20 protein-coding genes and 1 other annotated feature (1 of these 21 cut by a window edge) are annotated in these 25653 nt (G+C 46.4%); of the genes, 11 read left to right on the top strand and 9 right to left on the bottom strand.

Going from position 1 to position 25653, the window contains the following annotated elements; all coding sequences use genetic code 11:
- Positions 1 to 97, top strand: a sequence feature (Trp leader region); it begins 10 nt to the left of the window's first position.
- 50 nt (positions 98 to 147) lie between these two features.
- The 6 genes from Xkoz_RS05300 to trpA are packed head-to-tail and all read left to right on the top strand — an operon-like array spanning position 148 to position 6728.
- Positions 148 to 1713 carry an anthranilate synthase component 1 gene (locus Xkoz_RS05300; RefSeq protein WP_422646076.1) on the top strand — a complete coding sequence of 522 codons (1566 nt, stop codon included), beginning with the start codon at positions 148 to 150 and terminating at the stop codon, positions 1711 to 1713.
- Positions 1713 to 2291: a glutamine amidotransferase-related protein gene (locus Xkoz_RS05295; protein ID WP_099141179.1), complete on the top strand. Its 579-nt coding sequence runs from the start codon at positions 1713 to 1715 to the stop codon at positions 2289 to 2291. The genes Xkoz_RS05300 and Xkoz_RS05295 overlap by 1 nt, the downstream gene beginning before the upstream one ends.
- Positions 2292 to 2339: 48 nt before the next feature.
- Positions 2340 to 3338 (top strand): anthranilate phosphoribosyltransferase, encoded by a 999-nt coding sequence (gene trpD / locus Xkoz_RS05290; RefSeq protein ID WP_099141178.1) that lies wholly within the window; start codon positions 2340 to 2342, stop codon positions 3336 to 3338.
- 2 nt (positions 3339 to 3340) lie between these two features.
- Positions 3341 to 4705, top strand: a complete 1365-nt coding sequence (gene trpCF / locus Xkoz_RS05285; protein WP_099141177.1) for a bifunctional indole-3-glycerol-phosphate synthase TrpC/phosphoribosylanthranilate isomerase TrpF — start codon at positions 3341 to 3343, stop codon at positions 4703 to 4705.
- A gap of 29 nt (positions 4706 to 4734) precedes the next feature.
- A complete protein-coding gene (trpB, locus tag Xkoz_RS05280) occupies positions 4735 to 5925 on the top strand; it encodes a tryptophan synthase subunit beta (RefSeq protein WP_099141176.1) in 1191 nt (396 codons plus the stop codon).
- Positions 5925 to 6728, top strand: coding sequence for a tryptophan synthase subunit alpha (trpA, locus tag Xkoz_RS05275; protein ID WP_099141175.1), 804 nt, complete (start codon positions 5925 to 5927; stop codon positions 6726 to 6728). The genes trpB and trpA overlap by 1 nt, the downstream gene beginning before the upstream one ends.
- A 113-nt stretch (positions 6729 to 6841) precedes the next feature.
- Here the strand turns inward: trpA and ompW are convergent, their stop codons facing one another.
- Positions 6842 to 7483 carry an outer membrane protein OmpW gene (ompW, locus tag Xkoz_RS05270; RefSeq protein WP_099141174.1) on the bottom strand — a complete coding sequence of 214 codons (642 nt, stop codon included), beginning with the start codon at positions 7481 to 7483 and terminating at the stop codon, positions 6842 to 6844.
- A 488-nt stretch (positions 7484 to 7971) separates the two neighbouring features.
- Here ompW and Xkoz_RS05265 point away from each other — a divergent pair, with 488 nt between their 5' ends.
- Positions 7972 to 8730, top strand: a complete 759-nt coding sequence (locus Xkoz_RS05265) for a YciC family protein (protein ID WP_099141173.1) — start codon at positions 7972 to 7974, stop codon at positions 8728 to 8730.
- A gap of 67 nt (positions 8731 to 8797) precedes the next feature.
- On the opposite strand, the gene Xkoz_RS05260 is transcribed toward Xkoz_RS05265, so the two are convergent.
- Entirely contained in the window at positions 8798 to 10504 is a 1707-nt protein-coding gene (locus Xkoz_RS05260; protein ID WP_099141172.1) for a SulP family inorganic anion transporter, read from the bottom strand.
- 225 nt (positions 10505 to 10729) lie between these two features.
- Here Xkoz_RS05260 and Xkoz_RS05255 point away from each other — a divergent pair, with 225 nt between their 5' ends.
- Both Xkoz_RS05255 and yciA read left to right on the top strand, forming a co-directional pair.
- Positions 10730 to 11266: a septation protein A gene (locus Xkoz_RS05255; RefSeq protein WP_099141171.1), complete on the top strand. Its 537-nt coding sequence runs from the start codon at positions 10730 to 10732 to the stop codon at positions 11264 to 11266.
- Between the two features lie 77 nt (positions 11267 to 11343).
- On the top strand, positions 11344 to 11781 hold the full coding sequence (yciA, locus tag Xkoz_RS05250; RefSeq protein ID WP_099141267.1) for an acyl-CoA thioester hydrolase YciA: 438 nt from the start codon (positions 11344 to 11346) through the stop codon (positions 11779 to 11781).
- Positions 11782 to 11950: 169 nt separating this feature from the next.
- Here yciA and tonB read toward each other — a convergent pair whose 3' ends face one another.
- The 4 genes from tonB to Xkoz_RS05230 all read right to left on the bottom strand — a co-directional run bounded on the left by tonB (position 11951) and on the right by Xkoz_RS05230 (position 20223).
- Entirely contained in the window at positions 11951 to 12631 is a 681-nt protein-coding gene (gene tonB, locus Xkoz_RS05245; protein ID WP_244183400.1) for a TonB system transport protein TonB, read from the bottom strand.
- 223 nt (positions 12632 to 12854) lie between these two features.
- A complete protein-coding gene (locus Xkoz_RS05240; protein WP_099141169.1) occupies positions 12855 to 17915 on the bottom strand; it encodes an RHS repeat domain-containing protein in 5061 nt (1686 codons plus the stop codon).
- Between the two features lie 167 nt (positions 17916 to 18082).
- Positions 18083 to 19165: a hypothetical protein gene (locus Xkoz_RS05235; RefSeq protein WP_099141168.1), complete on the bottom strand. Its 1083-nt coding sequence runs from the start codon at positions 19163 to 19165 to the stop codon at positions 18083 to 18085.
- An 878-nt stretch (positions 19166 to 20043) separates the two neighbouring features.
- Positions 20044 to 20223, bottom strand: a complete 180-nt coding sequence (locus Xkoz_RS05230) for a YciY family protein (RefSeq protein ID WP_099141167.1) — start codon at positions 20221 to 20223, stop codon at positions 20044 to 20046.
- Positions 20224 to 20586: 363 nt separating this feature from the next.
- Between Xkoz_RS05230 and cls the strand changes: the two genes are divergently transcribed.
- Together cls and Xkoz_RS05220 are read left to right on the top strand one after the other, a co-directional pair.
- Positions 20587 to 22047 (top strand): cardiolipin synthase, encoded by a 1461-nt coding sequence (cls, locus tag Xkoz_RS05225; protein WP_099141166.1) that lies wholly within the window; start codon positions 20587 to 20589, stop codon positions 22045 to 22047.
- A 149-nt stretch (positions 22048 to 22196) separates the two neighbouring features.
- The gene (locus Xkoz_RS05220; RefSeq protein ID WP_167386563.1) at positions 22197 to 22526 is read left to right on the top strand and encodes an HI1450 family dsDNA-mimic protein; all 330 of its coding nucleotides are present in this window, start codon (positions 22197 to 22199) and stop codon (positions 22524 to 22526) included.
- A 203-nt stretch (positions 22527 to 22729) separates the two neighbouring features.
- On the opposite strand, the gene oppF is transcribed toward Xkoz_RS05220, so the two are convergent.
- Genes oppF through oppC form a run of 3 tightly spaced genes read right to left on the bottom strand, consistent with a single transcriptional unit; the run spans position 22730 to position 25644 of the window.
- Positions 22730 to 23731: a murein tripeptide/oligopeptide ABC transporter ATP binding protein OppF gene (gene oppF / locus Xkoz_RS05215; RefSeq protein ID WP_099141164.1), complete on the bottom strand. Its 1002-nt coding sequence runs from the start codon at positions 23729 to 23731 to the stop codon at positions 22730 to 22732.
- Positions 23728 to 24726: an ABC transporter ATP-binding protein gene (gene oppD, locus Xkoz_RS05210; protein ID WP_099141163.1), complete on the bottom strand. Its 999-nt coding sequence runs from the start codon at positions 24724 to 24726 to the stop codon at positions 23728 to 23730. Before oppD ends, oppF begins: the two co-directional genes overlap by 4 nt.
- A 9-nt stretch (positions 24727 to 24735) precedes the next feature.
- Positions 24736 to 25644 (bottom strand): oligopeptide ABC transporter permease OppC, encoded by a 909-nt coding sequence (gene oppC / locus Xkoz_RS05205; RefSeq protein ID WP_099141162.1) that lies wholly within the window; start codon positions 25642 to 25644, stop codon positions 24736 to 24738.
- Positions 25645 to 25653 lie beyond the last annotated feature (9 nt).

The raw sequence follows: 25653 nt of genomic DNA, 5'->3' as shown, positions 1-25653 counted from the left end.
GGCACAACTTCCCAGTTAGGGCGGTTGGTTCGCGCACATTAAGTTAAGTTCAGATACGCAAGTGCCAAAACCCGCCCTCAAAGGCGGGTTTTTTTATAGCTATTCTCTAAACCGTAAGTTTTTGTGAATGAAAGTTAAAAACGGGGTATGAAGATGACTGACAAAGAATTTACTCTATCTATAAATCAGATAGACACGCTCTACCAGATAGATCCAACACTGCTTTTTCATCAACTTTGTCGTGATCGCCCAGCAACGCTATTGCTGGAATCGGCTGAAATTCACAGCAAAAAGAACCTCAAAAGCATTTTGATCATTGATAGTGCCATGCGCATTACGGCCAACGGGCATCAAATCACTTTCGAAGCGCTAACGAAAAATGGCCAAAACCTACTTCCCATACTCGCTGATTTACTTTCAGACAAAGCCCAATTAGACGTAGAGCCGCAGGTTATGCGAGCACAATTCCCTGCCATTGAACACAATCTGGACGAGGACAGCCGGCTAAAATCCGATTCGGTTTTTGACGCATTACGTACCCTGACAACATTAGGATCTTTCTCAACATCCCCCGATGCCATTTTCGTGGGTGGATTGTTTGCTTACGATTTAGTCGCTGGATTTGAACCATTACCTACTGTAGAAAGCCACCAACGCTGCCCTGATTTCTGTTTTTATCTGGCAGAAACGTTATTAGTGATCGACCATCAAGATAAACATTCACGTTTGCAAACGTCATTGTTTGGCAAATCCGATTCAGAAAAAAAACGCCTTGAAGAACGTTTAACCACATTAGTTTCAGCCATTTCAGCCCCTCTTCACCCCCTCTTGCCGGTTTCACTGCCCGATGTGACAGTGGGTTACAGCCAAAGTGATGAACAATACGCGAGTACTGTACAGCAGCTACAACAATTTGTTCGTCAAGGGGATGTTTTCCAGGTAGTGCCATCACGTCGTTTTACCTTGCCATGCCCTTCTCCGCTGAACGCTTATCATGTATTAAAAAAACAAAATCCAAGCCCCTATATGTTTTTTATGCAAGATCAGGATTTTTGCCTGTTCGGGGCCTCACCAGAAAGTGCGCTTAAGTATGATGCCAGTAGCCGCCAAATCGAAATTTATCCGATAGCCGGTACTCGACCACGCGGACGCGATAGCAACGGGGAACTGGATGCCGATCTGGATAGCCGGATTGAGCTGGAAATGCGCACCGATGCGAAAGAAATGTCCGAACATGTGATGTTGGTTGATCTGGCTCGTAACGATTTAGCCCGCATCTGCGAACCAGGCAGTCGATATATTGCCGATTTAACCAAAGTCGATCGCTACTCGTTTGTTATGCATCTGGTTTCCCGCGTTGTCGGCACACTCAGGCATGACTTAGATATCTTTCATGCCTATCAAGCCTGCATGAACATGGGGACATTGACGGGAGCGCCTAAAGTTCGGGCTATGCAGCTCATCGCAGAGTATGAAGGGGTACGGCGAGGAAGTTATGGTGGTGCAGTTGGCTATTTCACTGGCAAGGGCGATCTTGATACCTGCATCGTGATCCGTTCCGCCTATGTGGAAAACAACCAAGCCACCGTCCAGGTTGGGGTCGGTGTGGTATTGGATTCTATTCCCCAATCAGAAGTGGATGAAACTCACAGTAAAGCCAGGGCCGTTATTCGCGCAATTGCACAAGCGCATCATGCAGAGGTGACATTCTGATGGCTAATATTCTTTTACTCGATAATGTGGACTCCTTCACCTATAACCTCGTGGATCAACTACGTATTTATGGACACCATGTCGTTATCTACCGCAATACCGTGTCAGCCGACATTATTATTGACAAACTCAATGAGATGGAATCCCCCCTTTTAATGTTATCCCCTGGTCCGGGAAAACCCTCAGAGGCAGGCTGTATGCCTGAATTGATCAAACAAGTGACAGGCCAAACCCCGATAATCGGAATTTGTCTTGGACATCAGGCGATCATTGAATCTTATGGCGGAAAAATCTCTGCTGCCCAGGACATTTTGCATGGCAAGGCGACACCGGCCATCCATGATGGGAAAGGCATGTTTTCCGGCCTGCCAAATCCTTTATCTGTTGCTCGTTACCATTCCCTTGCCGCTGTGCACGTTCCATCCACTCTCACTGTCTCAGCCTCATGCGGTGATATCGTGATGGCGGTGCGCCATGATGAACATAAAGTCTGTGGTTTTCAGTTCCACCCGGAATCTATTTTAACCGCCAGGGGAGCCAAACTACTTGAACAAACACTGGCTTGGGTATTGAACTAATCATTTAAAGGTATCGAATTCAAGGCACTAAACTTAAGGAATGGGACGATGCAGTTAATTTTTGACAAATTATTCAGTGCCCAGACACTGACGCAACAAGAAAGCCAGCAACTATTCACGGCCATTATTCATGGTGAGCTAAGCGATACCCAACTGGCCGCTGTATTAATTAGCCTGAAACTGCGTGGCGAACAACCACAAGAAATTGCCGGTGCAGCCCAGGCGTTTTTGGCCAATTCAGCCCCCTTTCCCCGCCCTGATTACACGTTTTGTGATATCGTCGGTACGGGTGGAGACGGCTCCAATAGCATCAATATTTCAACAGCCAGCGCTTTCATTGCTGCTGCTTGTGGCCTTAAAGTGGCAAAACACGGCAACCGCAGTATTTCCAGTCGGTCTGGATCATCCGATTTATTAGCCGCATTCGGCATTGCATTGGATGCCTGTGCCGAAGACTCCCGCAGTGCTTTGGATGATATTGGTGTTTGTTTCCTGTTCGCCCCCCAATATCACAGTGGATTTCGCCATGCGGCACTTGTTCGCCAGCAACTCAAAACCCGAACATTATTCAATGTACTTGGCCCGCTAATTAACCCTGCTCGCCCCCCCTTGTCACTCGTTGGTGTCTACAGCCCTGAGTTAGTCGAACCCATTGCTCGAACCTTACAAGTTTTGGGTTATCAACGCGCTGCCGTTGTACATAGTGGCGGAATGGATGAAGTTGCTTTACATGCGCCAATCTATGTTGCAGAACTCAATCATGGTGAAGTAAATCAATACCAGTTAACAGCAAGCGATTTTGGCTTACCGAACCATCCTATATCGTCACTGAAAGGGGGAACCCCAGAAGAGAATCGCGATATGTTGGCCATGTTACTGCAAGGACAGGGGCAAAAAGCCCATGCTGATGCGGTGGCAGCAAACGTGGCTCTTTTGATGAAAATTCACGGACATGAAGATCTGCGGGAAAACACACAATTGGCACTGAATACCATTTATAGTGGCCATGCTTATGAAAAAGTGACCGCATTGGCGACAAGGATTTAATCATGAAAACCAGCATATTACAGAAAATCGTTGATGATAAAGCAGAATACCTGATTACCCGTCAGGCAAAACAACCGTTAGAGAGCTTTATTGATGCTGTCGTACCGAGCCATCGTCGCTTCTATCAGGCTTTAACCCATAGCCAGACTGTTTTTATTTTGGAATGTAAAAAGGCATCTCCTTCAAAAGGGCTGATCCGCGAAGATTTCGATCCCGTGCGTATTGCTAAAACTTATCAGCCTTATGCTGCCGCGATCTCTGTCTTGACCGATGAAAAATATTTTCAAGGCAGTTACGATTTTCTCAAAATGGTCAGTTCTGCTGTACATCAACCGGTTCTATGCAAAGATTTTATTATTGATGCCTATCAGGTTTATCTGGCCCGTTATTATCAGGCTGACGCTATCTTACTTATGCTTTCTGTCCTTGATGATGATACCTATCGTAACCTGTCCGCACTGGCACACAGTCTTGATATGGGCGTATTGACCGAAGTCAGTAATGAAGATGAACAGCAACGGGCAATTGCATTGGGGGCAAAAGTTATTGGCATCAATAACCGAGACCTGCGTGATCTGTCCATCGATTTAGCACGTACTCGCAAACTGGCTGCCGGTTTACCCGAAGGGACTATTATCATCAGTGAATCCGGTATCCACCAGCATCGCCAGGTGCGCGAATTAAGCCAATTTGCCCATGGTTTTCTCATCGGCAGTGCTTTGATGGCACAACAAAACTTAGATCTCGCTTTGCGTCGCCTGATTTTGGGCGACAACAAAATTTGCGGCCTGACTCGCCCACAAGATGCCAAGGCTGCGTTGCAGATGGGAGCCGTTTACGGCGGTTTAATTTTTGCCGAAAAATCACCGCGCAGGATCAGCCAGCAACAAGCCCAACAAATCATCAATGAAGCCTCTCTTCTGTATGTTGGCGTGTTCCAAAATCAATCCATCGATTTCATCAGTGATACTGCCCGGACACTCGCGCTTACCGCAGTCCAATTGCATGGGAATGAAGATGAAAACGACATCAATACCTTGCGTTCAGTCCTGCCTGAACATTGTGAAATTTGGAAAGCCATCGATATGTCCAAAGCTGTGGCGTTTTCCGCAATACCCAATGTTGATCACTTATTGCTAGATAATGGTTCGGGAGGAACAGGAACCCCCTTTGACTGGCAGTTAATTCCCCCTCAAATCCAGCATAACAGCCTGCTGGCGGGTGGCCTGAATGCCGAAAACTGCCAATTGGCAGCATCCCTTGGCTGTCATGGACTCGATTTTAACTCAGGAGTCGAAGTGGCTCCGGGCATCAAGAGCAGTCAAAAAATCAAACAGATATTTCAACAATTACGCTGTTATCACTAATTTTTCAGACAAAATGGATGAGTAGAATAATGAGTAAATTGAATCCTTATTTTGGCGAATTTGGTGGACAATTTGTTCCGCAAATTTTGATCCCTGCACTTAACCAGTTAGAAGAAGCCTTTATTGATGCACAGGGAGACCCTGAATTTCAGCGTACCTTTCAGGATCTATTGAAAAATTATGCAGGCAGGCCCACCGCCTTAACCCTATGCCAAAACCTGACAAAAGGCACAAAAACACGGTTGTACCTGAAACGTGAAGACTTACTCCACGGCGGTGCGCACAAAACCAATCAGGTCTTGGGACAAGCACTGCTGGCAAAACGGATGGGAAAGAACGAAATTATTGCTGAAACAGGTGCCGGTCAGCACGGCGTCGCAACGGCTCTGGCTTGTGCACTGTTGGGGCTAACATGCCGCATTTATATGGGGGCAAAAGATATTGAGCGTCAATCGCCCAATGTTTTTCGCATGCGTTTGATGGGTGCTGAAGTGATCCCTGTCCACAGCGGCTCGGCGACCCTGAAAGACGCCTGTAACGAAGCCATGCGTGACTGGTCTGGTTGCTATGAAAAAGCACATTACTTATTGGGTACTGCGGCTGGCCCTCATCCCTACCCGACAATGGTACGAGAATTCCAGCGTATGATTGGTGAAGAAGCCAAAACCCAAATTCTGGAAAAAGAGGGGCGTCTGCCCGATGCAGTCATTGCCTGTATTGGTGGTGGATCAAATGCCATCGGTTTATTTGCTGAATTTATTCCAGAAAATAGTGTTCGCCTGATCGGGGTTGAACCTGCGGGGCATGGCATTGAAACCGGTGAGCATGGTGCTCCATTGAAACATGGCAGATTAGGCATTTACTTTGGCATGAAAGCGCCAATTATGCAGACAGAAGACGGACAGATTGAAGAATCTTATTCTATTTCGGCCGGCCTGGATTTTCCTTCCGTTGGCCCGCAACACGCCTATTTAAATAGCATCGGTAGAGCTGATTATGTTTCAATCACTGATGATGAAGCTTTGGCGGCTTTCCAGCAACTTTCTCGCAATGAAGGCATTATTCCGGCGTTGGAATCCTCTCATGCGTTAGCTTATGCCTTAAAAATGATCCATCAGGCTCCAGACAAGGAACAGTTATTAATCGTTAATCTATCTGGCCGTGGTGACAAAGACATCTTTACTGTTCACGATATTTTAAAATCCAGGGGGGAAATCTGATGGAACGTTACGAACAACTGTTTAAAAAACTACATAACCTAAACCAAGGCGCCCTTGTTCCTTTTGTCACTCTTGGTGATCCTAATCCCGGACTATCACTGGAAATTATTGACAGCTTAATTTCAGGTGGTGCAGACGCGCTTGAATTGGGTATTCCGTTCTCAGATCCCCTCGCTGATGGCCCAACTATCCAAAATGCCAATCTGCGTGCGTTATCATCCAAGGTTACACCTACCCTATGCTTTGACCTGCTAGCTAAAATTCGGGCTAAGCACCCAGATACCCCGATTGGCCTGTTAGTTTACGCTAATCTCGTCTTTCACAATGGCATTGATACGTTTTACCGTCGTTGCAAAGATGCGGGGGTTGATTCTGTCCTTGTCGCTGATGTGCCACTATCCGAGTCATCACCTTTCCGTTCAGCCGCCATAAAACATAATATTGCCCCGATCTTTATTTGTCCCCCGAATGCAGATGATGATTTACTGCGTGAAATTGCTTCATTTGGACGTGGGTACACCTATCTGCTATCAAGAGCGGGAGTGACTGGCAGTGAAAATCGTGCCCAACAGCCACTTAGCCACATTGTTAACAAGCTCAAAGAATATCACGCTGCCCCTGCCCTGCAAGGGTTTGGCATTTCAGAGCCAAAACAGGTTATGAATGCGCTCAGTGGCGGCGCTGCGGGGGCTATTTCAGGCTCAGCCGTTGTTAAAATCATTGAAGATAACTTGCATCAACCCAACATCATGCTGGAAAAATTAACCGATTTTGTTCGTGCCATGAAAAACGCCACACAATGATGAGCACGCGGAGTTGATACAGTAAAAATGGGGCAATGACGCCCCATTGGTTCTCTCTTATGTCAAAGTCAAACACACACAGCTTTTACTGACTTTTTTCAGTATTTTAACAATTAGAAACTATAACCAACACCGAACATAAAGACCCAAGGATCAAGGCGGGTTTTATATTTTTTCTCTACATCACCAACTTTGAATTTCACATCAGTTTCAATATTCATCCACCAAAGTGAAGTATTTAACATCCAGTTTTTGTCCAGTTTATAATCCAGGCCAACTTGCCCGGCGACTCCCCAGGAATCTTTCAGATCCAGGCTATTTAAATTAACCGCTTTTACCGTTGCATTATTATTAAATTTTTCGTCAAAGAAAGTCGTGTAATTAATACCAATCCCAACATAAGGACGTAAATTATTTTCTGTGGCGCCAAAATAATATTGTGCCATTAGCGTTGGTGGTAAATGTTTCACTTCAGCAAGTTCACCCGTTCCTGGTAAACTGACCTTATGCTGGAAGGGCGTCGCTGCCAATAATTCAACACCAATATTATCGGTGATCATGTAACCAAAAGTTAAACCCAACTGAGTATTATTATTGACATCAAAAGATCCCAATCCCAATACATTATCAGAACCGGCGTGCGGCCTTACCGTTGCTGTACCCGCACGAAACAGAAAATCACCTGCCTCATGGGCAAAAGTCAATGACGGGGCTAACGTAGCAGCGGCCAATACAAGCGCAGAAATCTTCTTCATTATCCATCCCATTTATGTGGTTTTAAAACAGTCAGAAATATACCCGTTTGTTTACTGTTGTGATCTAAGACAGATCACATCTTTTAAAGATTTTTGGCAAAATAAGGTATTTACCGTTTTATTATTTCATTTGCTGGATATTTTAAATTGATCCAAATCAAAATTCGCTAAGTATTCATTTTACTGCCATCCTTGATTTATATATTGATATCAATTTTTGAATTATTAACAATAAATGATAATAAAAATCTCATACTAAAAACCTTTATTTAACATCCCCATTCCCATTAATTTATTAATGAAAAGTTAGCGAATTGATCATTTCTATAAAATCCACAATGAAAGTTCCTAATAAAAAAGCATCCTTACGCCTGGCGGCTTCAAGGGCAGAGCAAGCAGGTACAAGAGTGAATCTTAGGTATCCAATAAACCTTAGAACAAGGTACAATTGTGTATCGTTGTTGTTTTATTTGATAGGAGCCACTTTCATGCCCATCACGGCAAATACCCTGTATCGTGACAGCATCAACTTTTTAAAAAATCAACTGTTGAATATTGTCATCCTCTCTGTCTTGGCCGCGTTGGTGACAGCACTGCTGGGGCATTTACTTATGCCGAATGATGAACAGCTCAATTTATTGGCCGAGTTGCAAAATATAGTCAGGGAGTCTGGCAATACAGGGATCCAACGTTTTGTGACGCAGTTAACACCAGATGAGCAGTTCACGTTAATGCGCACCATGTTCGGCGTTTTATTTACCAACATATTTGGTAATACCCTATTAACGGCCAGTATATTGGTACTCATTCATGCTATCTCTACCGGCCAGCAAACGAATGCCTTTCATGCCAGCACATTATCAATAACACGACTGCCTAAAATGTTTTTGTTAATGTTTATCTGTACCCTATTGGTTCAAATTGGTTACGCCTTAATGATCCTGCCTGGGATACTTTTTTCTATTGCATTCTCACTGGCTCCTATTTTCTTACTTGAAAAAGGTAAAAATGTTTTTACCGCTATGCAAAATAGTTGGAAGGTGGCATTTGGCAATATGCGCTTGTTGATCCCAGCTATACTGTTATGGCTGGCCGTCAAGTTAATCCTGGTACTTGTACTGGCAAAAATGCCCAATATCCTGCTGTCAGCGCTGGATAATTTCTTATCATCCTTGCTACTGGTTTACCTATTTCGTTTGTATATGTTAGTCACCCCACAAAATAACACCACAAACGTTATGCGATAAATAAGCACCTAACACAGTTCACCTCATTGCAATGGGGTGAGGTGAACTGCCGAAAGAAGAACCGCAATTACTTTTCTTGTTTTTCCTCAACTTGCTGCTTACTTTGAATCAAACGAATGGCAAAATAGAGATCCGGCACGACGATCAAATCTTCATCACTGCGACTCAGTTTGTTTTGCTTAATCCAGCGGTTCAACTCTGTTCTGCGCCCTGCCAAAATCAATGTCACACCTTTCTCTTTTAACTCTGTAATTAATTCATCTAACACGGCAAACACACTAACATCGTCGTAGGTAAAACTGACCGTCGCATCAACCACTAACCATATGGGACTATCCGTAGCGCTATTCACATGCTGTAAGACCCGCTTTTTAAAATATCCGACATTAAAATAGGTAAGAGGAGAGTTAAAGCGGTACATCATAATGCCATCCACGGGTTTGATATCATTATGTTGGTGGATGGAGCGAACCATACCTTGATCATTTACGCCTAGCAATTGATCCGAAGGCCGAAAAACTGTCCGCAAAAATTGCAATAATCCCAGCAAAACGGCAAAACCGATACCATCGATCACCCCCACCAACAGGACGGCGATTAACGTAAAAATTGACAGCGTAAAAGCCTGACGATTACGCTTTCGATAAGCCCAAAGATTCTTTAAGCTCAATAAAGACCATGTGGAAAAAATTAAGACAATACCCAATGATGATAGCGGGATATACACCAGAAATTCTGCCATAAACAGCAATACCAGCAAGATGGCACAAGCGGCTATGACAGACACCATTTGTGTTTTACCACCCAGCGCATCATTGACCGCGGTACGGCTACCGGCAGCACTGACAGCAAAACCTTGTGATAATGACGAAGCAATATTGGCGATACCTAACGCCCTGAGTTCCAAATCTGCATCAACTTGATAGCCGTTTTTACTGGCAAAACTACGGGCAGTCATCATAAAGCTGACAAAGCTAATCATCGCCAGGTTAATAGAAGGAACAACTAAATCACGTATGCTACCAAGTTCAAATTCAGGCATGGGAACCACTGGCAAGCCGTTCCCCATACTACCAACAATCTGGATACCATATTGGCTGAGTTCAAATTGCCAACTGATATAAGTCGATACGATCATGGCCACCAGTGGCGCAGGCCAACTTGGACGAAGAAAATGTATACTGAGCAATACCAGCAATGTCATTGCTGACATCCCTACCGTCGGCCAATGAGATCCCAGTAACTTATGGGGAAGTGCAATCAATCGTTCAATCAGTTCCGCAGGTAACCCGGACAGCCCAAAAACTTTAGCAAGCTGGTCAGCCATAATGGTGATGGCAACGCCGTTAATAAAGCCTTTCAAAATAGGACGAGATAAAAAATCGGCGAAGGAACCCAGCCGGAAATGGCTGGCTAAAATGCACCAAAACCCCGTCATTAACGTCATAATGATGGCAAGCTGCCAACGAACATGTTCATTTCCTAATGCTAGCGGGGTAACAGCGGCGGCAATAACGGCACAGGTTGCTGCATCCGGTCCAACAATTAACTGTCGAGAAGTCCCAAACAGCGCATAAGCGAACATGGGCAAAATACAGGCATATAAGCCAATAATGGCGCTAATCCCCATTAATTCAGCATAAGCAATCGCAACGGGCAGTGCGACTGCGGCAACAGAGAGACCCGCCCGCACATCATGACTAAGATATTCACTACGATAATGACAGATATTTCCCAAACCTGGCATCCAACGATGTAATCTTTCCCACAGCATGGCCTTTATGTCCTTTTGTGAAAACGGCGCCTATTATAATGCGTTGTTAAACAGAAACTCACAAGCTTCCCTCATCCGCACTAACTTCGCGCTCATTGTGATAAAATGACGCAAACAGATGAAAAATGTTTTTTACCTGATAAATAAACCATTTCATTGAGATCTGATACACTCTGGCACAAATTCAAAAACATGCCATCATTGGCTTCACAATGGGTTTAATTTATGAAACAACTCTTAGACTTTTTGCCGCTAATCGTTTTTTTCGTCGTCTACAAAATGTATGACATTTTCTATGCATCTGGCGCCTTGATTGCAGCAACAGGGTTAGCGGTTATCATTACCTACTTTATTTATCGCAAAGTTGAAAAATCCTCCTTAATTACATTTGTTATGGTTGCGGTTTTCGGCACCCTGACATTAGCTTTCCACAGTGATTTATTTATTAAATGGAAAGTGACTGTCATTTATGCCATTTTTGCTCTGGTTCTGTTAATCAGCCAATGGGTGTTAAAAAAGCCATTAATTCAACGGATGTTAGGCAAAGAGCTAGAGTTACCTAATTTTGTCTGGAACAAACTGAACATGGCCTGGGCAATCTTCTTTGTTGCCTGCTCATTAGCAAATATTTATGTCGCTTTCTGGCTACCCCAAAATGTTTGGGTAAACTTTAAAGTGTTCGGGTTAACGGCATTGACACTAGTCTTTACTGTATTGAGTGTGGTATATATCTACCGTCATCTGCCTCGCGAACAAAAATAATATAATGACCTTCATATGGATACCTGCCGATGCAGCGGCAGGTATTGTTGTATTCACCCAATAAAGCAAGTTTTCTAATGACACAACAACAATGCTTACCAAACGGAGAATTGGTTCTCCGTACACTGGCCATGCCTGCTGATACCAATGCCAATGGGGATATTTTCGGGGGCTGGCTAATGTCTCAAATGGATATTGGCGGCGCAATCTTGGCAAAAGAGATTGCTCTGGGGCGCGTAGTCACTGTTAGCGTAAATGGCATCAATTTTCTGAAACCGGTTGCGGTAGGTGACGTCGTATGCTGTTACGCCCGTTGTCTCAAAACGGGAAATTCATCTATCACCATTCATATTGAAGTTTGGGTGAAAAAAGTCGCATCTGAGCCAGTCGGTCAGCGTTACCGAGCAACAGACGCCGTTTTCACCTACGTTGCCGTTGATGAAAATAATGCTTCCCGTCCTTTGCCCGAAAATAAAAGACACTTTAAATTGGAAAGCAGTGATTCAGCATCATGATTCATTAGGAAAATAACTAGCTTATAAAGAAAAGGGGATATCTTTTGATTGTCCCCCTTAACCCCACTCGGTAAAACTGGGACACCCATAAAAACGAGTTTTGCTGACAAAGTTAATCAACCTAGGGGATGCAAGCATCCCCTCAAAAAAGCCATTAAGTCTAAGCGGGTTAGTATTGTGAAATACCGGTCGTTTTAAACTCGATAGTTGTCATATGCCCAGTAGCGGGAATTTTTTCATAACGCCATTTTCTCATGGCTTCTCTCACCTCACGTTCAAAGACATTTTTAGGTTTTGCAGAAATAATCTCGATGTTCTTAACCCGACCATTTTCATCAATATCAAATTTCACCTTCACCGTCCCCTCTGTTCCTAATTGTCGTGCCCTGAACGGGTAAACGGGCTCTGTCCTGCTCAATGCCTTTGGTCCACGTTGTGCCCCAAGTTCGTCACTGGCGGTATGGTGCTCCGATTTTTGATCGTCCAAATTTTTTGCCATCTGAGGTTCCTGATCAGAAATAGGTTTCAGCGGTTGTTCTGATGTTTTTTCCGTCTTTTTCTCTTTCGGCTTAGTTTCTTTTTTGACAATCTTTTTCTTTTCAGGTTTAGGCTTAGGCAGAGCAATTTTCGCAATAGGTTCAGGCTCTGGCTCTGGTGGTTCCGGTTCAGGAGGTGATTCCGGTACGGCAGGCTCAGAGACAGGTGTCTCTTCCGCCGCCAACTGGATCATGGCAACAGACATAGGTATAGCCTCTGCCTGTCTTTCTGGTTTAATGGCATGGAAAAGCGCCGCAGCAACAGAAATGTGTAAACAAATAGAAAGTAGTATCGGCCAATGTATCCAACGCATAAGAGAATTCTTGCTTAACAGCATGATAGTCAGTTTTCAGATAGGTATTAGTTTAAATGCAAATGACTATCATATTCAATAAAGATTCAAAAACATCTATGCTTGACTTGTCTCTTTCATGGTGCTGCTTTGGTTGACCAGATTGCATATACAGAAAGTTTTTATCAATAAAGGCCGATCATAGATCGGCCTACGCAGTAAAGAGATAAAAAACATTAAACCATTAACCACCCCTTAACCTCCTGATATTTGGGATAATATTCTGATTGAAAAATTGAAATGCATTATCATTTAACATGATATCCTGTGGGAAATTTAAATCGGGACTTAAGAATCGTAGTGTCGTGTATAACCATTCATTTGCATTAAAATTAGAAAATGCGGCATTAATCCATGTACTTTGTATCCTACTTATTGTTTCAGCACTCAATTCAACCCCCCTAGACATGTGAGAACTAAGATAAAAGCGAATATTATTGATAGAGGTAATAATAGAATCATTCTCTTGATTACTTAATATGCTAGTATGAATAAAATGCAGATATAACATTTCAAGATCTTCATTTCCGATATTTATTGGCTGTTGAGTTCCATCGCTGAGTGGAACGATGTTATCAATAATTTCTATTGTGGAGCCGTCCCCTCTTGACCTAAATAAAGCACTTCTCAAGTATTGCACTTCTCCCCCTGCCGGCAATATTCCCTGAGTTTCGAGTCCTACCGTATAAGTCCCACCCCCAACTGGATTTTCAACCCGGCTAATCCTCCCTTCATCCATAGCACGCCTAAACGCGATGACATAATCACTACTACTTCCCCGGAATCCACTTCCAGTATCTGGCGGGGCAGTGACTTCTGGCGGCGGGGAGGCCAGGTTCATCCGCCTTGGCTCGCCGCTGGTAAACCCTTCACTGAATCCCTCCAGCACCGCCGGCCGGCTTAGCTGCCGTCCCCCCCGGGCGAGGCCGCCCAGAGCACCCGCCCCCAGGGTCAGCGCCCCCATTCCCATCGAAACCCAGCCCAGAATGGCCGAGACGCGGGGGTTGCTGTCTTCGAGCGCGCCACTGATTATCCCCGTGATATCAGCGACCAGCCCCGCCAGAATGGCCGCATCCCCCGCCAGCGAGGCTCCGCCGGTGGGAATGGCCAGTGCCAGGCCAATCACCAGCCCGATGGCGCCCCCGATAATCCCCAGCAGCCCCCCCAGGCTGAAATGCCCCGTCGGGTCGCTGCGGTTGATCGGATCGCCAAGGCAGTAGGCATACGGGTTCAGCCCCCCCGCCCCAAAGGGGCTCTGGCTGTCGGGGGCAGTAAACCGCATCAGCACCGGATTATACGTTCGGTATCCGTTCCCCAGGTGGTAGACGCCCCCTACCGCATCCAGGCGTTCGCCCTGATAGGCCGGCAGATCCGGGTTACTTTCCGCTTCCGCCTGCTGCCCATACGGGGCGTAGCGGTAGCGGGTTTCCGCCCCCGTCTCCGCCTGACTCACCCGCACGCTGCCCTGGTTGTCCGTACCCAGTAAATATCGCCCGTCCCCGGTGAGGGCCGCCACGGTTTCCCCCTGCGCCCGCAACAACCGCGTCGCCTGGCCGCTTTCACGCTGAATTTCCGTCACCCGGCTCGCCCCCTGGTAATACAATTCCCGGTTACAGTCGTTCCCCAGTTGTTGCAGCACCAGCCGGTTGGCCGCGTCATAGCTGTAGGCGCTGTGCGTGTCACCGAGATGCACCGAAGCCAGCCGCCCCAGGGCGTTATAGGTGAGCTGACGCCCGGCCTCATCCTGTACCAACCGCCCCGCCGCGTCATACAACAAGGTGAGGGTGGCCGGGTAATCCGGGTGGCTATGGGTAATACGCTGCAACTGGCAGGGGTCGGCCGACGAGTAACTGAAGGTGGCCGTATCCTGGCTGCCGTCAGCCAGGGTGGTCAGGCAGGCCAGGATATTCCCCAAACGGTCATAGGTAAAATGCTGGCGGGACAGGCTCACCCCGTAAGCGTCACGCGGCCGCTCCGCCCCCGTGCACGTGTATTCCGTCAGCCAGTGACGGGCCGGGTCATAGGCATAGGTTTCCTCACATAACAGTCCGGCCTGCCGGGAATGCAGGGTGCGCGAGGCGATCTGGTTGTTGACCGTATACGTCAGCGCCAGCACCAGCGTGTCATTTTCCGTCTGGATTTCGCGCCGGGTTTCGCGCCCAAAATCATCAAAATCCCGCGCCGTGGTCAGGCGCTTGCCCTGCTTGTCCACCACCCGCCAGCACTGGACCCGGCTGGCCGCATCATAGGTTAAGACGATGTCGAGGTCGGGATCGCGGGCAGCCACCGGGCGGCCATCGCCATCAAAACTGATCCGGGTGGTTTTCCCTGTCACATCCTGGTAGGCCGTCAGCCGGCCGGCCGGGGAGTAGGTATAATGTGCTGACCGGGCTGCCCCCGCCCCGGCATCGTCAAAACGGCAGGTTTCCTGCTGCAAACGGCCGGCCGCGGTATACCCCAGGGTACGGGTGGCCTGCCCGTCGGCACGGGCCTCGGCCAGCTTCCCGGTTTTGCTATCGTAGGCAAAATGCTGCCGGAGGTCGCCCGCCACCACCCGGAGCAGGGCATTCCCCAGCCGTGGCTCATGGTCATACTGCACCGTCTGCCCCCGTGGATCGGTGATCTGGCTGGGATAGGGCGCCGTCCCCTGATAGGCCAGGTGATACGTCCGCCCGCCACTGCTGACAGACACCAGGCGGTGCAGGCTGTCAAAACAGCGGCTCCCCACGACCTGGCCGTCCACCGCAATCTGGGTCACCAGGCTGCTGGTCGTAAACGGGGCATAGGTTTTGCGGATCACCGTCCCGTCAGCGTGGGTTATCGTCGACAAACGCCCCAGCACATCGTAACCGTATTCGGTCTTCTGCCCCAATACGTCGACGGTAGCCCGCAGCCGCCCCCCACCGTCGTAATCGCTGTGCTGCTGGCTGTATTGCCGGCTCTGGCTATCATAGCGGGTGACCGTGACCGGCTGGTGGCGCAGATCATAGGCCACGGTGCAGCGGCTAAAATTCACCCCCCCGGCCTGGCGGGTGATCTGCTCCGTCCGGTTGACCGGATCGTAATCGTACAGGAGGGTTTCCCCCGTCCCGCGGATAATCCGGTGCAGTTTTCCCCAGTCATCGTATTCAAGCCGCTGGCGGGTGGCCACCCGCGTCAACTGGCGAGTGGCCGGGTCCGGGTCATGCTCCACCGGCAGCCAGTCATACTGGGTCTGGCTCACAATCCGCCCCCAACCGTCCCGCCCGGTATCTGACAATAATTGCCATTCCGGTTCGCCCTGCCTGCATATCTCTTTCTGGCAGGGGTGCCCCAGCCCATTCAGGCGCAAACGCGCCTGGTTACCCCACACGTCGGTTTTGGTGGTCGTGATCGCCCCCGCCCCTTCAATGGCATAGTCATAGTGCTCACTTTGGCTGTAGTCGGTGTCGGCATTATGGGTCTGGGCGGCGATCCGCCCGAAAGCGTCATAGTCATAGCGGGCGGTGCAGTGCTGGGCGTCCGTTTCATGCCAGAGCTTGCCGCTCACCTGCGACTGGCGGCGCTGGCTGGTGAGGCTCAACTGGTCATGCCCCGTCCATTCGGTGTGTTTGACCAGCGCCTCCCCCGCCAGGGTATAGCGGAACGTCTGGTGGCTTTGCCATGTCCCCGCCCCGTCCAGGGCATAGACGGTCTCCTCCACGCGATAAATGCGCCCATGATCGGGGGAATGGGTGTCATTCGTATAATGGGGACGGCTTTCATGCAGTAACCGGCCGGCGCTATAGCGGCCCTGATAGGTGCAGACCACGGCATGGGGTGCCGGCGCGCCGGGGAGGGTCGGCAGCGCCTCGTAGCGATAGACCACCTGGTGGATCGGCGCATCCGTGTAGCCGTCGGCCGGGGTCGGCTGGCCTGGGGTCACGGTTTTAGATTTGACAAAACGCACGAAACCGTGGGGTGAGGCCGGGCAGCCACCGGCTTCCCCCGCCGCCGGGTAATACACCCAGTCGGTACGGGTGCCATCCGGCGCAACCTGCCGGGTGGGGTTACCCGCCGCATCAAACTCGGTCTGAATCACCTCCACAACGGTGTCATTGAAGCTCATGCTGGCCGTTTTCGGCAACTGGAACTGCGGTGGTTGGTCGTCAAACGCACGGCCCACCTGGGCATAATAGTCAGTCACATGTGCCCGCGTGCAGCCATTTTGTTCCGTCGTCTCACTCACCAGCAGGTGGTATTTGTTGTAGCGGCGGGTGATATGGCGCTGTGTGGTGCCATTGTCCCAGTGCTCGGTCGAGCCATACTGGTAATCGCTCAGCACCCCATAGAGAAAGTCTTCGTCCGGCTGCCAGTGCCCCTTCTCCCCGTAACCGAGAAAGTTCGCCACGGTGTATTGGTAGGTGCGCACAATGTCCGGGCCGTGGCCGGGCGACTGCGTGTGGCGGGTGACATACGGCAGGGCAGACAACGGGGCGCCGGCGGGAAACCGGTGGCCGTTCGAGTCATAAATCACCTGCTCACTCAGCCCCGTCGGGGCGGTGATCTGGGTTAAAAACCGGTTGTCGATGTCATACCCCAGCGACCAGGCCAGCGTGTGGTCGGTGTCGGGATCTTTTTCCACCCGGGTCACCGCATCGTTTTCAAATAACAACCGGATTGCATAGGTTTCTGTTGTGTCAGGCCAGACTATGAAGCGGGTATAACTGCCGCGCTCATAGTGCACCGTTAGCAATACTTTCCCCGTGTCATCCGTGAGGGTCGTCAGGTGCAGGGCGCCGCCGAATTCGGCCGCCCAGTCCAGCGTCAGGAAATGGCCGAGGGGGGTCAATATCTGGGTCGGCACCTTGAGGCGGTAGGCATTGTCCGGCCCGGTCAGCACCTCCACCGTCCCCGATTTGTGGATCACCCGGTAGACATTTTGGGCGACATCCTTTTCAAACCGCACCCCATCCTGCTTGTACTGTTTCAGGTAGACGCGATCCGCATACTCGTCCACCTTATAGCGTTCGCCGGTTGAAAGGCTTAACAGCCGTTGCTGGCTGTCATACTGGGTCAGCCCCAGGGAAAAGCCCCGGCCAAAACCCCGGTTGGCGGTATTGAGCGGGGAGTACGCCAGCGCCAGTGTCTGGGCGGGTCCAAGGTGATGGCTGCCGGCTAACTGGGCCACCAGCAGGGTGTACGTAAACAGGCCCGTCCGCGGGTCAACACTGCCCAGGGCGGCACTCTGGAAATTGTGGGCGTGCGAGAAAAAATCATTTTGCATTTTGGCGCCTCTCTTTTATTTTATGGAAAAAAATATTTTTTCCCATGTCATAACAGGCGGATATTCAGGGGAAATTCACGGCGGTGATTGATAACAATGTGATATAAAAAACGTTAACATCCTCGTTTTTTAAGCCGTCGCTATTTCAGATTCATTCTTTAATATCTTTATGGGTTATAATTTTTAAGATGAATTTCGTATTTTTCGAAATCGTTCTTATAGTTTGACTCTATCGAAAATGCACCTGTATTTCCATATTGGTCATAAAGAATAATATATAAATCCAATAAATCTTCCTGAACTATCGGATGATGATAATGCGAAGTCGATATGACAGTAAAACAAATGGCGTTAGATTTTTGCCTAATTTCAATATGTATATCTTGATCAATATGTAGGCCAAACCAATTGGTTTGGCCTACAGAAACCGTCTTTTTTTCCCCCATAGACCAAAGGAAATGTGCATAATAAAAAGTAAGATATATAGAGGAATAAGCATCATGAAGAAGCTGGTGAACTGTATCGACAGGAGCAGGCTCATTGGTTTGTCTAAAAAAACAATCGTATTTTAAAATATATCGTTTTCCATCCTTATCATAAAGATAATTTGGTTTCAGTGTGACATAGGTATTATATTGTTCCCAACCAATATCACTACCATTATGGGTAACTGCAATATGTTCAGCGATGGGCCTACTATCCTTTTCGATCCCTAACTCCTCGTATTTATAATTTATTTCACTTATTGAGTTAAGTTGGATAAATGAATCATAGTCTTTTCCATAGGCTGACGAGTACTCATTGCCATCAGGTGCCGTGACTAATGCAGCGACTTGTTTGAACCCATTTGCTGTTTCGGGTGAACAGTATATATAAAAGCTCACCATGCTTAAATTGTAACTATCATATTCTTCTACATTATTATTAGTAGATGAAAGCTCCTGCTTTATAGTAAATTCATTAGGTTCATCGGTATAAGACCATGTAAAATCATCATTTATGCCTGCCTGCCAGGTAAGTGGCTCTCCTGTATTATAATCAATAAGCACCGTATGCAGAAACAGAACATCTCTTGGAACTAATATTTTATCACCCTTAGCATCAGTTCCTTGAATATAGACATCGACAACTACCCTATGTCTTCCGTTAGCAAAGATATTAGCCCCATGACTTATCTGACGCAGCTTTATTTCCAACTTGCTTACCCCATGCCAGGGTAAGGGTTGTTTATTTTCTTTAATCTTGTTCATATGTTTTTCCTATAAGTGATATCACATCATTTTCTGGCTAATCATCGTGATTAGAATAAGAGCTTATAAACACAAAATAAAAATATATAGTTGCACGCTATCGTTTGGCTGATAAATAAAGTCCATGGTATTAAATTTTAACAAACTATATTAATGGAATTTATGAGTTTTGAAAAAACACTTAACTATAATTATATTCTCCCATCCTCCCCATCCATTATGAATGGAGAGATGAATACGTAAACACCATTACCTTTACAATATAAATATAGCCAAAACTGTTAGATTTTCTAGCGGCAGATGGGAATATTCCTCTTACTACCTGACTGATGCCCGCATAATTTACCTTCCAGTGAGTTATATTATAAATATATTTTACTCTTATGTTTTCATAGAAAAAAATCCATAATTTTATTTAAATAAAAATAAAAGCAACCACTGAGTTGTTTTATTTACGTCATTCATAAGTAAGCAGAAAATAAAACCTTCTCTCTAAGCGAATGATAACAACATAAGAAATTATATTTAATATAAATTAGGCCTGATGTAAATCACCCACCAATTCATAAGAAAAATGCATGTACTTTATTTATCATATATAGCCTTTGCCGAACAACATCACCAATAAACGGGATCAAATTCGTTCTGTCGCTAACAAGGTGTTCTTCGTGCTGAAACCTTACCAATTCGAGTGCGATTTCAGCATGTTGAACAACAGATCTATTTGCCAGTGGCAGCGATATCGATCATATCATTGACCGTAAATCCTTCCTCTGAAAAGTGAGTCAGCCAGAGACAGAAGCGTTTTTCTTCGGTCATCCAGCACCGAATATTGCAAGATTCAAAGCCGTTTCGCTAACGAATCAGCGCCAATACGACTAAATCCACTCGATATTTTGGATGAATAGAATCGATCTACGACGCTTATAGGCATCAGCCTTACGCAGTGCATAGATGTGTAAGTTACGGCGTGACTGCCCTTCCAACCAGCGACGGCGACGACAGATACTTTGGCGAAGCATTCTCCAGCGCCCGACTTCTTTTCTACTACGTTTCATAAGATATTCCTGATCTTTCATTGAGTGAATAACATTATTCTTAATCGTCACTATCAGTAATGTCAACCAATTGCCAATCGACTTCGTGGCTCTGGCATAGTAGTTGCATTTTAAGAAATCATCCATTTAATAACTATGATAAATCATTCATGATTAATTCGTATCAAATTGCAAATATTGCATACAGCCCACGAGTCAAAGTAATTAACTAAATAGTAATGAGATTTATCATAGTTAGCCCTTTTTTGCTAAAATTGCTTTCTGTTCAATTAATAATATTAAGTTGATAGTTCCCCCAAATTTCTGGAAACTTGCGGTAATGACCGCATAAAATACTCAAATAAACAGGATTGATTGCCACGTATGACAACTTTCTACTCTGTACTGAGCTGGTTGGCGATTTTCTTCTACTGGTTAGTTATTGCCGGTATCACCATCCGAGTTTTGATAAAACGGCGCCCTGTAACATCAGCAATGACGTGGTTACTCATTATTTACATTTTTCCTTTAGTTGGGATTGTTGCTTATTTGTCATTCGGCGAATTACACCTTGGCAAACGCAGGGTTGAGCAAGCCAGACAAATGCGTTCATCTGTATCCAAGTGGTTAGCAGAACTCAGGAATTCCCCGCAAATTTTTGCCGATGAAAACAGTGAAGTGGCTACCCCGCTGTTTCAGCTATGCGAGCGTCGACAAAAGATCAAAGGTGTCAGAGGCAATAAAATGCAATTAATGACATCCTATGATAACTCGCTAAAAGCAATTGTTCATGATATTGAAAACGCCAAATACAATATCGAGATGGTGTTTTATATATGGCAGTCTGGAGGGCTGGTTGATCAGGTCACTGATGCCCTGATGCGCGCGGCCAAACGCGGCGTTAACTGTCGGATCATGGTAGATTCGGCAGGAAGCTGGCAATTTTTCCGCAGCCCTTATCCTGATATTATGCGAAAAGCGGGAATTAAATTTGTCGAATCGTTAAAAGTTAATATCTTCCGTTTATTCTTGCGGCGCATGGATTTACGCCAGCATAGAAAAATTATTCTAATTGATAACTTTATTTCCTACACCGGCAGTATGAATATGGTTGACCCACGTTTTTTTAAACAAGATGCAGGCGTCGGTCAATGGGTCGACATCATGGTGAGAATGGAAGGCCCAGTGACGACAACATTGGGGATCATTTATGCTTTTGACTGGGAAATGGAAACAGGGCAGCGCCATCTTCCTCCTCCACCGGATAGTGTCATCATGCCTTTCGAACAAACCAGAGGACATACAGCCCAAGTAATCGCCTCCGGGCCAGGGTTCCCGGATGAGTTGATCCAACAATCCTTAATGACGGCTATTTTTGCTGCCCGCAATCAGCTTATTCTTACCACGCCCTATTTTGTTCCCAGTGATGATTTAATGCACGCGATTTGCACTGCGGCTATGCGCGGTGTGGATGTCAGTATCATTGTACCAATCCAAAACAACTCATTTCTTGTTCGCTGGGCTAGCCGTGCATTTTTTTCAGAATTACTGGAAGCCGGCGTGAAAATTTATCAATTTGAAGATGGATTGTTACACTCCAAGAGTGTTTTAGTCGATGGGCAGCTCAGTATGGTCGGCTCTGTCAATTTAGATATGCGGAGCTTGTGGCTGAATTTTGAAATTACGGTTGTAATTGACGATGAACACTTTGGCCGTGATTTAACACTGGTTCAACAAGACTACATTATGCGTTCGACATTGCTGGCAAACAATCAATGGGAAAAACGCCCTATGTGGCATCGTGTCCTTGAACGTATCTGTTACTTCTTTAGCCCACTTTTATAATTCATGGCAGAAACTAAATTGATCAGCCACTTTTTCAACATGAATATTTTCATCATGATAAAAGTATTCATTCAATACAGAACATGTTTTAATTTCAACCTGTGATTAATTTCGGACATGACATCATGGAAAATCAATCGACACATTCTATGCAATTAGATTTAAATAACCGAATGACTGAAGATGAAGCGCTTGAAACCGCCTACGATATCTTTTTGGAGCAAGCACTTTCTAATCTCGATCCGGCTGATAGCTTATTGTTCAATTTGCAATTTGAAGAACGCGGTGGCGTTGAATTATTGGAACCTTCAGGCGTTTGGCTTAAACATGTTGATTTTGATCTGAATCCAGACTTTTTTTCAGAAGTCATTATTGGCTTGGCAGAATCAGATGAAGCCGAAATTGATGATATTTTTGCCCGTGTCTTGATCTGCCGAGAAAAATCCCACCCTATCTGCCAGATTTTGTGGAAAAAATAATCACACAACCCGCCTGAATAATATCCCCCTAATCGATAATGCCCTCATATTGAGGGCATTGAATTTAGATTAGTGACAGTGTCACGTTAACGCATCGTATAACTGACTCAATAAGATTTCAAAACGGTAGGACATTTCCTTACTCCTCGCGGCGCGAGGAGTAAGGGTTATACTAAATTTGAGTGTCTCACTACTATGATGATTTAGAGTGGATCAACTTTGAGGCAAGATACCGCATGCTTAAAACTTCCTTCAAGCAATGGCCGAGTCTTGGCACATTCGGCATCCGCCATTGGACAGCGCGTGCGGAATACACATCCAGACGGGGGATCGATTGGTGAAGGTAGCTCTCCCTCCAGCAATTCAATCTGCTTGTTGCGCTCTTTGTCTGGATCAGGGATCGGCACCGCCGACATAAGCGCCCGTGTATATGGATGCAACGGGTTATGATAAACCTCGTCGTAGGTGCCTAGCTCTACAGCGTTCCCCAAATACATCACCAATACGCGGTCTGATATGTGTTTTACTATCGATAGGTCATGTGCAATAAATATCAGGGAAAGCCCCATTTCCCGCTGTAATTCCTGCAACAAGTTAACAACTTGTGCCTGAATGGAAACATCCAACGCTGAAACAGGTTCGTCGCAAATAATTAACTTAGGCTCAAGAATTAAAGCGCGAGCAATGCCAATACGCTGGCATTGCCCTCCAGAAAATTCATGGGGGTAACGGTTTATCAGGTTAGGCAACAAACCTACCCGCATCATCATCTTTTGCACTTTTTCTTTTACTTCCCCATTTCTCATTTTGGGATGATAAGTTCTTAATGGCTCTGCAATAATGTCACCAATGGTCATCCGCGGATTCAGTGATGCTAAAGGATCTTGAAAAATCATCTGGATATCATTGCGAACATCCCGCCATTGTTTGTCATTCATATCCAGCAGGTTTTGGCCAAGCCAGGTGACTGCGCCGCCAGACGCTTTTACTAAACCGATAACGGCTCTGGCAAGGGTAGATTTCCCACAGCCAGATTCGCCTACCACACCCAAAGTTTCGCCTTCATATAGCCTTAAGGTAACGCCATCTACTGCTTTTAAGGTTTTTGCCGGCTGCCAGAACCACTGTTTGCCATCTTTAATATCAAAATAAACTTTGAGGTCATCAACTTCTAATAAGACACGTTTTTCAGTGATTGTGTTCATGCTAATTCCTCCTGGCGTTTAAAGCAGGCCCGCAAGCGCCCAATACCAAATTTTTCCAACTGTGGCTCTTCACGAATACAATGCTCAGTGGCAAATTGGCAACGCGGCTGGAATGGGCACCCCTTTGGCAAACGTAATAAGTTAGGAGGATTACCTTGAATGGTTACCAACGTTTCCTCCTCATCATCCAGGCGAGGAACGGCGTTCAATAACCCAATGGAGTATGGGTGTGTAGGATGGTAAAACACGTCACGCGCCGTGCCATATTCCATCGTCCTCCCCGCATACATCACTAAGACTTTGTCACAAATGCCGGCAACGACCCCCAGGTCATGAGTGATCATGATGATGGCAGTGTTAAACTCGTTTTTCAGTTCGTTAAGCAACGTCATGATCTGTGCCTGCACGGTCACGTCCAATGCTGTTGTCGGTTCATCAGCAATTAATAACTTAGGCTGACACAACAAGGCCATGGCAATCATAACGCGTTGGCGCATGCCCCCAGAAAACTCATGTGGGTACATCTTCATGCGTTTACGTGCTTCTGGCATCTTCACTGCATCCAGCATGCGGATAGATTCCTCAAAAGCCTCGCTTTTACTCATCCGTTTATGCAACATCAATACTTCAATTAATTGATCACCCACTCGCATATAGGGGTTAAGGGATGTCATGGGATCTTGAAATATCATCGAGATCTCTTCTGCCCGCATCCGGTTCAGCTCTTTTTCTTTCAGATTGAGGATTTCTCGCCCGTTAAAGTTGGCAGAACCACTGATAGAACCATTACTGGCTAATAGTCCCATTAATGCAAATGCTGTCTGCGATTTACCAGAGCCTGATTCTCCCACGATCCCCAGCGTTTCTCCGGCCTGTAAGTCAAAATTCAATTTGTTTACGGCCGTCACGTTGCCGTCAGGAGTGCTGAATACGACATTCAGATCTCTTACCGATAAAAGTGATCCAGCATTTTTCGAAGTTTCTACGCTATTCATAGGCTCTCCTTAACGGTCTTTCGGGTCGAGGGCATCTCGCAAGCCGTCACCAATAAAGTTAAAACAAAACAGGGTCATTACCAGAAAGCCTGCCGGAAATAACAGCAACCACGGAGCCACTTCCATTGAATTAGCGCCATCACTTAACAACGCTCCCCAACTGCTAAGTGGCTCCTGGGTTCCCAAGCCAAGGAAGCTCAAAAAGGATTCAAACAAGATCATGCTAGGTACCAGTAATGAGGCGTAAACCACCACAACACCCAATACGTTTGGCACGATATGACGCAAAACGATATAACGGGTAGAAACACCACCAACCAACGCGGCTTCAATGAATTCCTTGCGTTTTAAACTCAGTGTCTGACCACGGACGATACGTGCCATGTCCAGCCACGACACCATGCCTATTGCAACGAAAATTAACAGGATGTTTTGACCGAAGAAAGTCACCAGAAGAATAACGAAAAACATGAATGGGAAGGAGTTGAGGATTTCCAGTAAGCGCATCATGACCATGTCAATTTTGCCCCCAAGATAGCCTGACGTTGCACCATACAAGGTGCCAAATAACACGGCAATCAAGGCTGCGGCAATCCCGACCATCAATGAAATACGTCCACCAATGGCAACACGTACCAACAGGTCACGCCCTGATGAATCGGTGCCAAAATAGTGTTTGGATTCAAAATCCGGCGGCATCGTCATCATATTCCAATCTGTATCGTCGTAAGCAAATTGGGACAACAGCGGAGCCAAGATAACAAATAATGTGACCAGGAATAGAATACATAAGCTCGTAACCGCCGCTTTGTTATGTATAAAACGACGAAATGCATCTTGCCACAAACTGCGGCCTTCAATTTCCAGTTGCTCAGAAAAATTTTCCAGAGCTTCGCTATTTTTTTTATTCAGTAACATTGCGTGCTC

Origin of the sequence: Xenorhabdus kozodoii (genome assembly GCF_002632875.1) — a bacterium.
Lineage (GTDB): Bacteria > Pseudomonadota > Gammaproteobacteria > Enterobacterales > Enterobacteriaceae > Xenorhabdus > Xenorhabdus kozodoii.
This window is presented reverse-complemented; position numbering and strand designations above follow the sequence as displayed.

What these genes read in the sequence shown, in the direction of transcription:
- trpD (WP_099141178.1), top strand. Translation starts at nt 2,340, where the DNA reads ATGCAGTTAATTTTTGACAAATTATTCAGTGCCCAGACACTGACGCAA.
- oppF (WP_099141164.1), bottom strand. Translation starts at nt 23,731, where the DNA reads ATGAACACAATCACTGAAAAACGTGTCTTATTAGAAGTTGATGACCTC.
- Xkoz_RS05300 (WP_422646076.1), top strand. Translation starts at nt 148, where the DNA reads ATGAAGATGACTGACAAAGAATTTACTCTATCTATAAATCAGATAGAC.
- ompW (WP_099141174.1), bottom strand. Translation starts at nt 7,483, where the DNA reads ATGAAGAAGATTTCTGCGCTTGTATTGGCCGCTGCTACGTTAGCCCCG.
- oppD (WP_099141163.1), bottom strand. Translation starts at nt 24,726, where the DNA reads ATGAATAGCGTAGAAACTTCGAAAAATGCTGGATCACTTTTATCGGTA.
- Xkoz_RS05265 (WP_099141173.1), top strand. Translation starts at nt 7,972, where the DNA reads ATGCCCATCACGGCAAATACCCTGTATCGTGACAGCATCAACTTTTTA.
- tonB (WP_244183400.1), bottom strand. Translation starts at nt 12,631, where the DNA reads ATGCGTTGGATACATTGGCCGATACTACTTTCTATTTGTTTACACATT.
- oppC (WP_099141162.1), bottom strand. Translation starts at nt 25,644, where the DNA reads ATGTTACTGAATAAAAAAAATAGCGAAGCTCTGGAAAATTTTTCTGAG.
- Xkoz_RS05240 (WP_099141169.1), bottom strand. Translation starts at nt 17,915, where the DNA reads ATGCAAAATGATTTTTTCTCGCACGCCCACAATTTCCAGAGTGCCGCC.
- trpA (WP_099141175.1), top strand. Translation starts at nt 5,925, where the DNA reads ATGGAACGTTACGAACAACTGTTTAAAAAACTACATAACCTAAACCAA.
- yciA (WP_099141267.1), top strand. Translation starts at nt 11,344, where the DNA reads ATGACACAACAACAATGCTTACCAAACGGAGAATTGGTTCTCCGTACA.
- trpCF (WP_099141177.1), top strand. Translation starts at nt 3,341, where the DNA reads ATGAAAACCAGCATATTACAGAAAATCGTTGATGATAAAGCAGAATAC.
- Xkoz_RS05220 (WP_167386563.1), top strand. Translation starts at nt 22,197, where the DNA reads ATGCAATTAGATTTAAATAACCGAATGACTGAAGATGAAGCGCTTGAA.
- trpB (WP_099141176.1), top strand. Translation starts at nt 4,735, where the DNA reads ATGAGTAAATTGAATCCTTATTTTGGCGAATTTGGTGGACAATTTGTT.
- cls (WP_099141166.1), top strand. Translation starts at nt 20,587, where the DNA reads ATGACAACTTTCTACTCTGTACTGAGCTGGTTGGCGATTTTCTTCTAC.
- Xkoz_RS05260 (WP_099141172.1), bottom strand. Translation starts at nt 10,504, where the DNA reads ATGCTGTGGGAAAGATTACATCGTTGGATGCCAGGTTTGGGAAATATC.
- Xkoz_RS05235 (WP_099141168.1), bottom strand. Translation starts at nt 19,165, where the DNA reads ATGAACAAGATTAAAGAAAATAAACAACCCTTACCCTGGCATGGGGTA.
- Xkoz_RS05230 (WP_099141167.1), bottom strand. Translation starts at nt 20,223, where the DNA reads ATGAAACGTAGTAGAAAAGAAGTCGGGCGCTGGAGAATGCTTCGCCAA.
- Xkoz_RS05295 (WP_099141179.1), top strand. Translation starts at nt 1,713, where the DNA reads ATGGCTAATATTCTTTTACTCGATAATGTGGACTCCTTCACCTATAAC.
- Xkoz_RS05255 (WP_099141171.1), top strand. Translation starts at nt 10,730, where the DNA reads ATGAAACAACTCTTAGACTTTTTGCCGCTAATCGTTTTTTTCGTCGTC.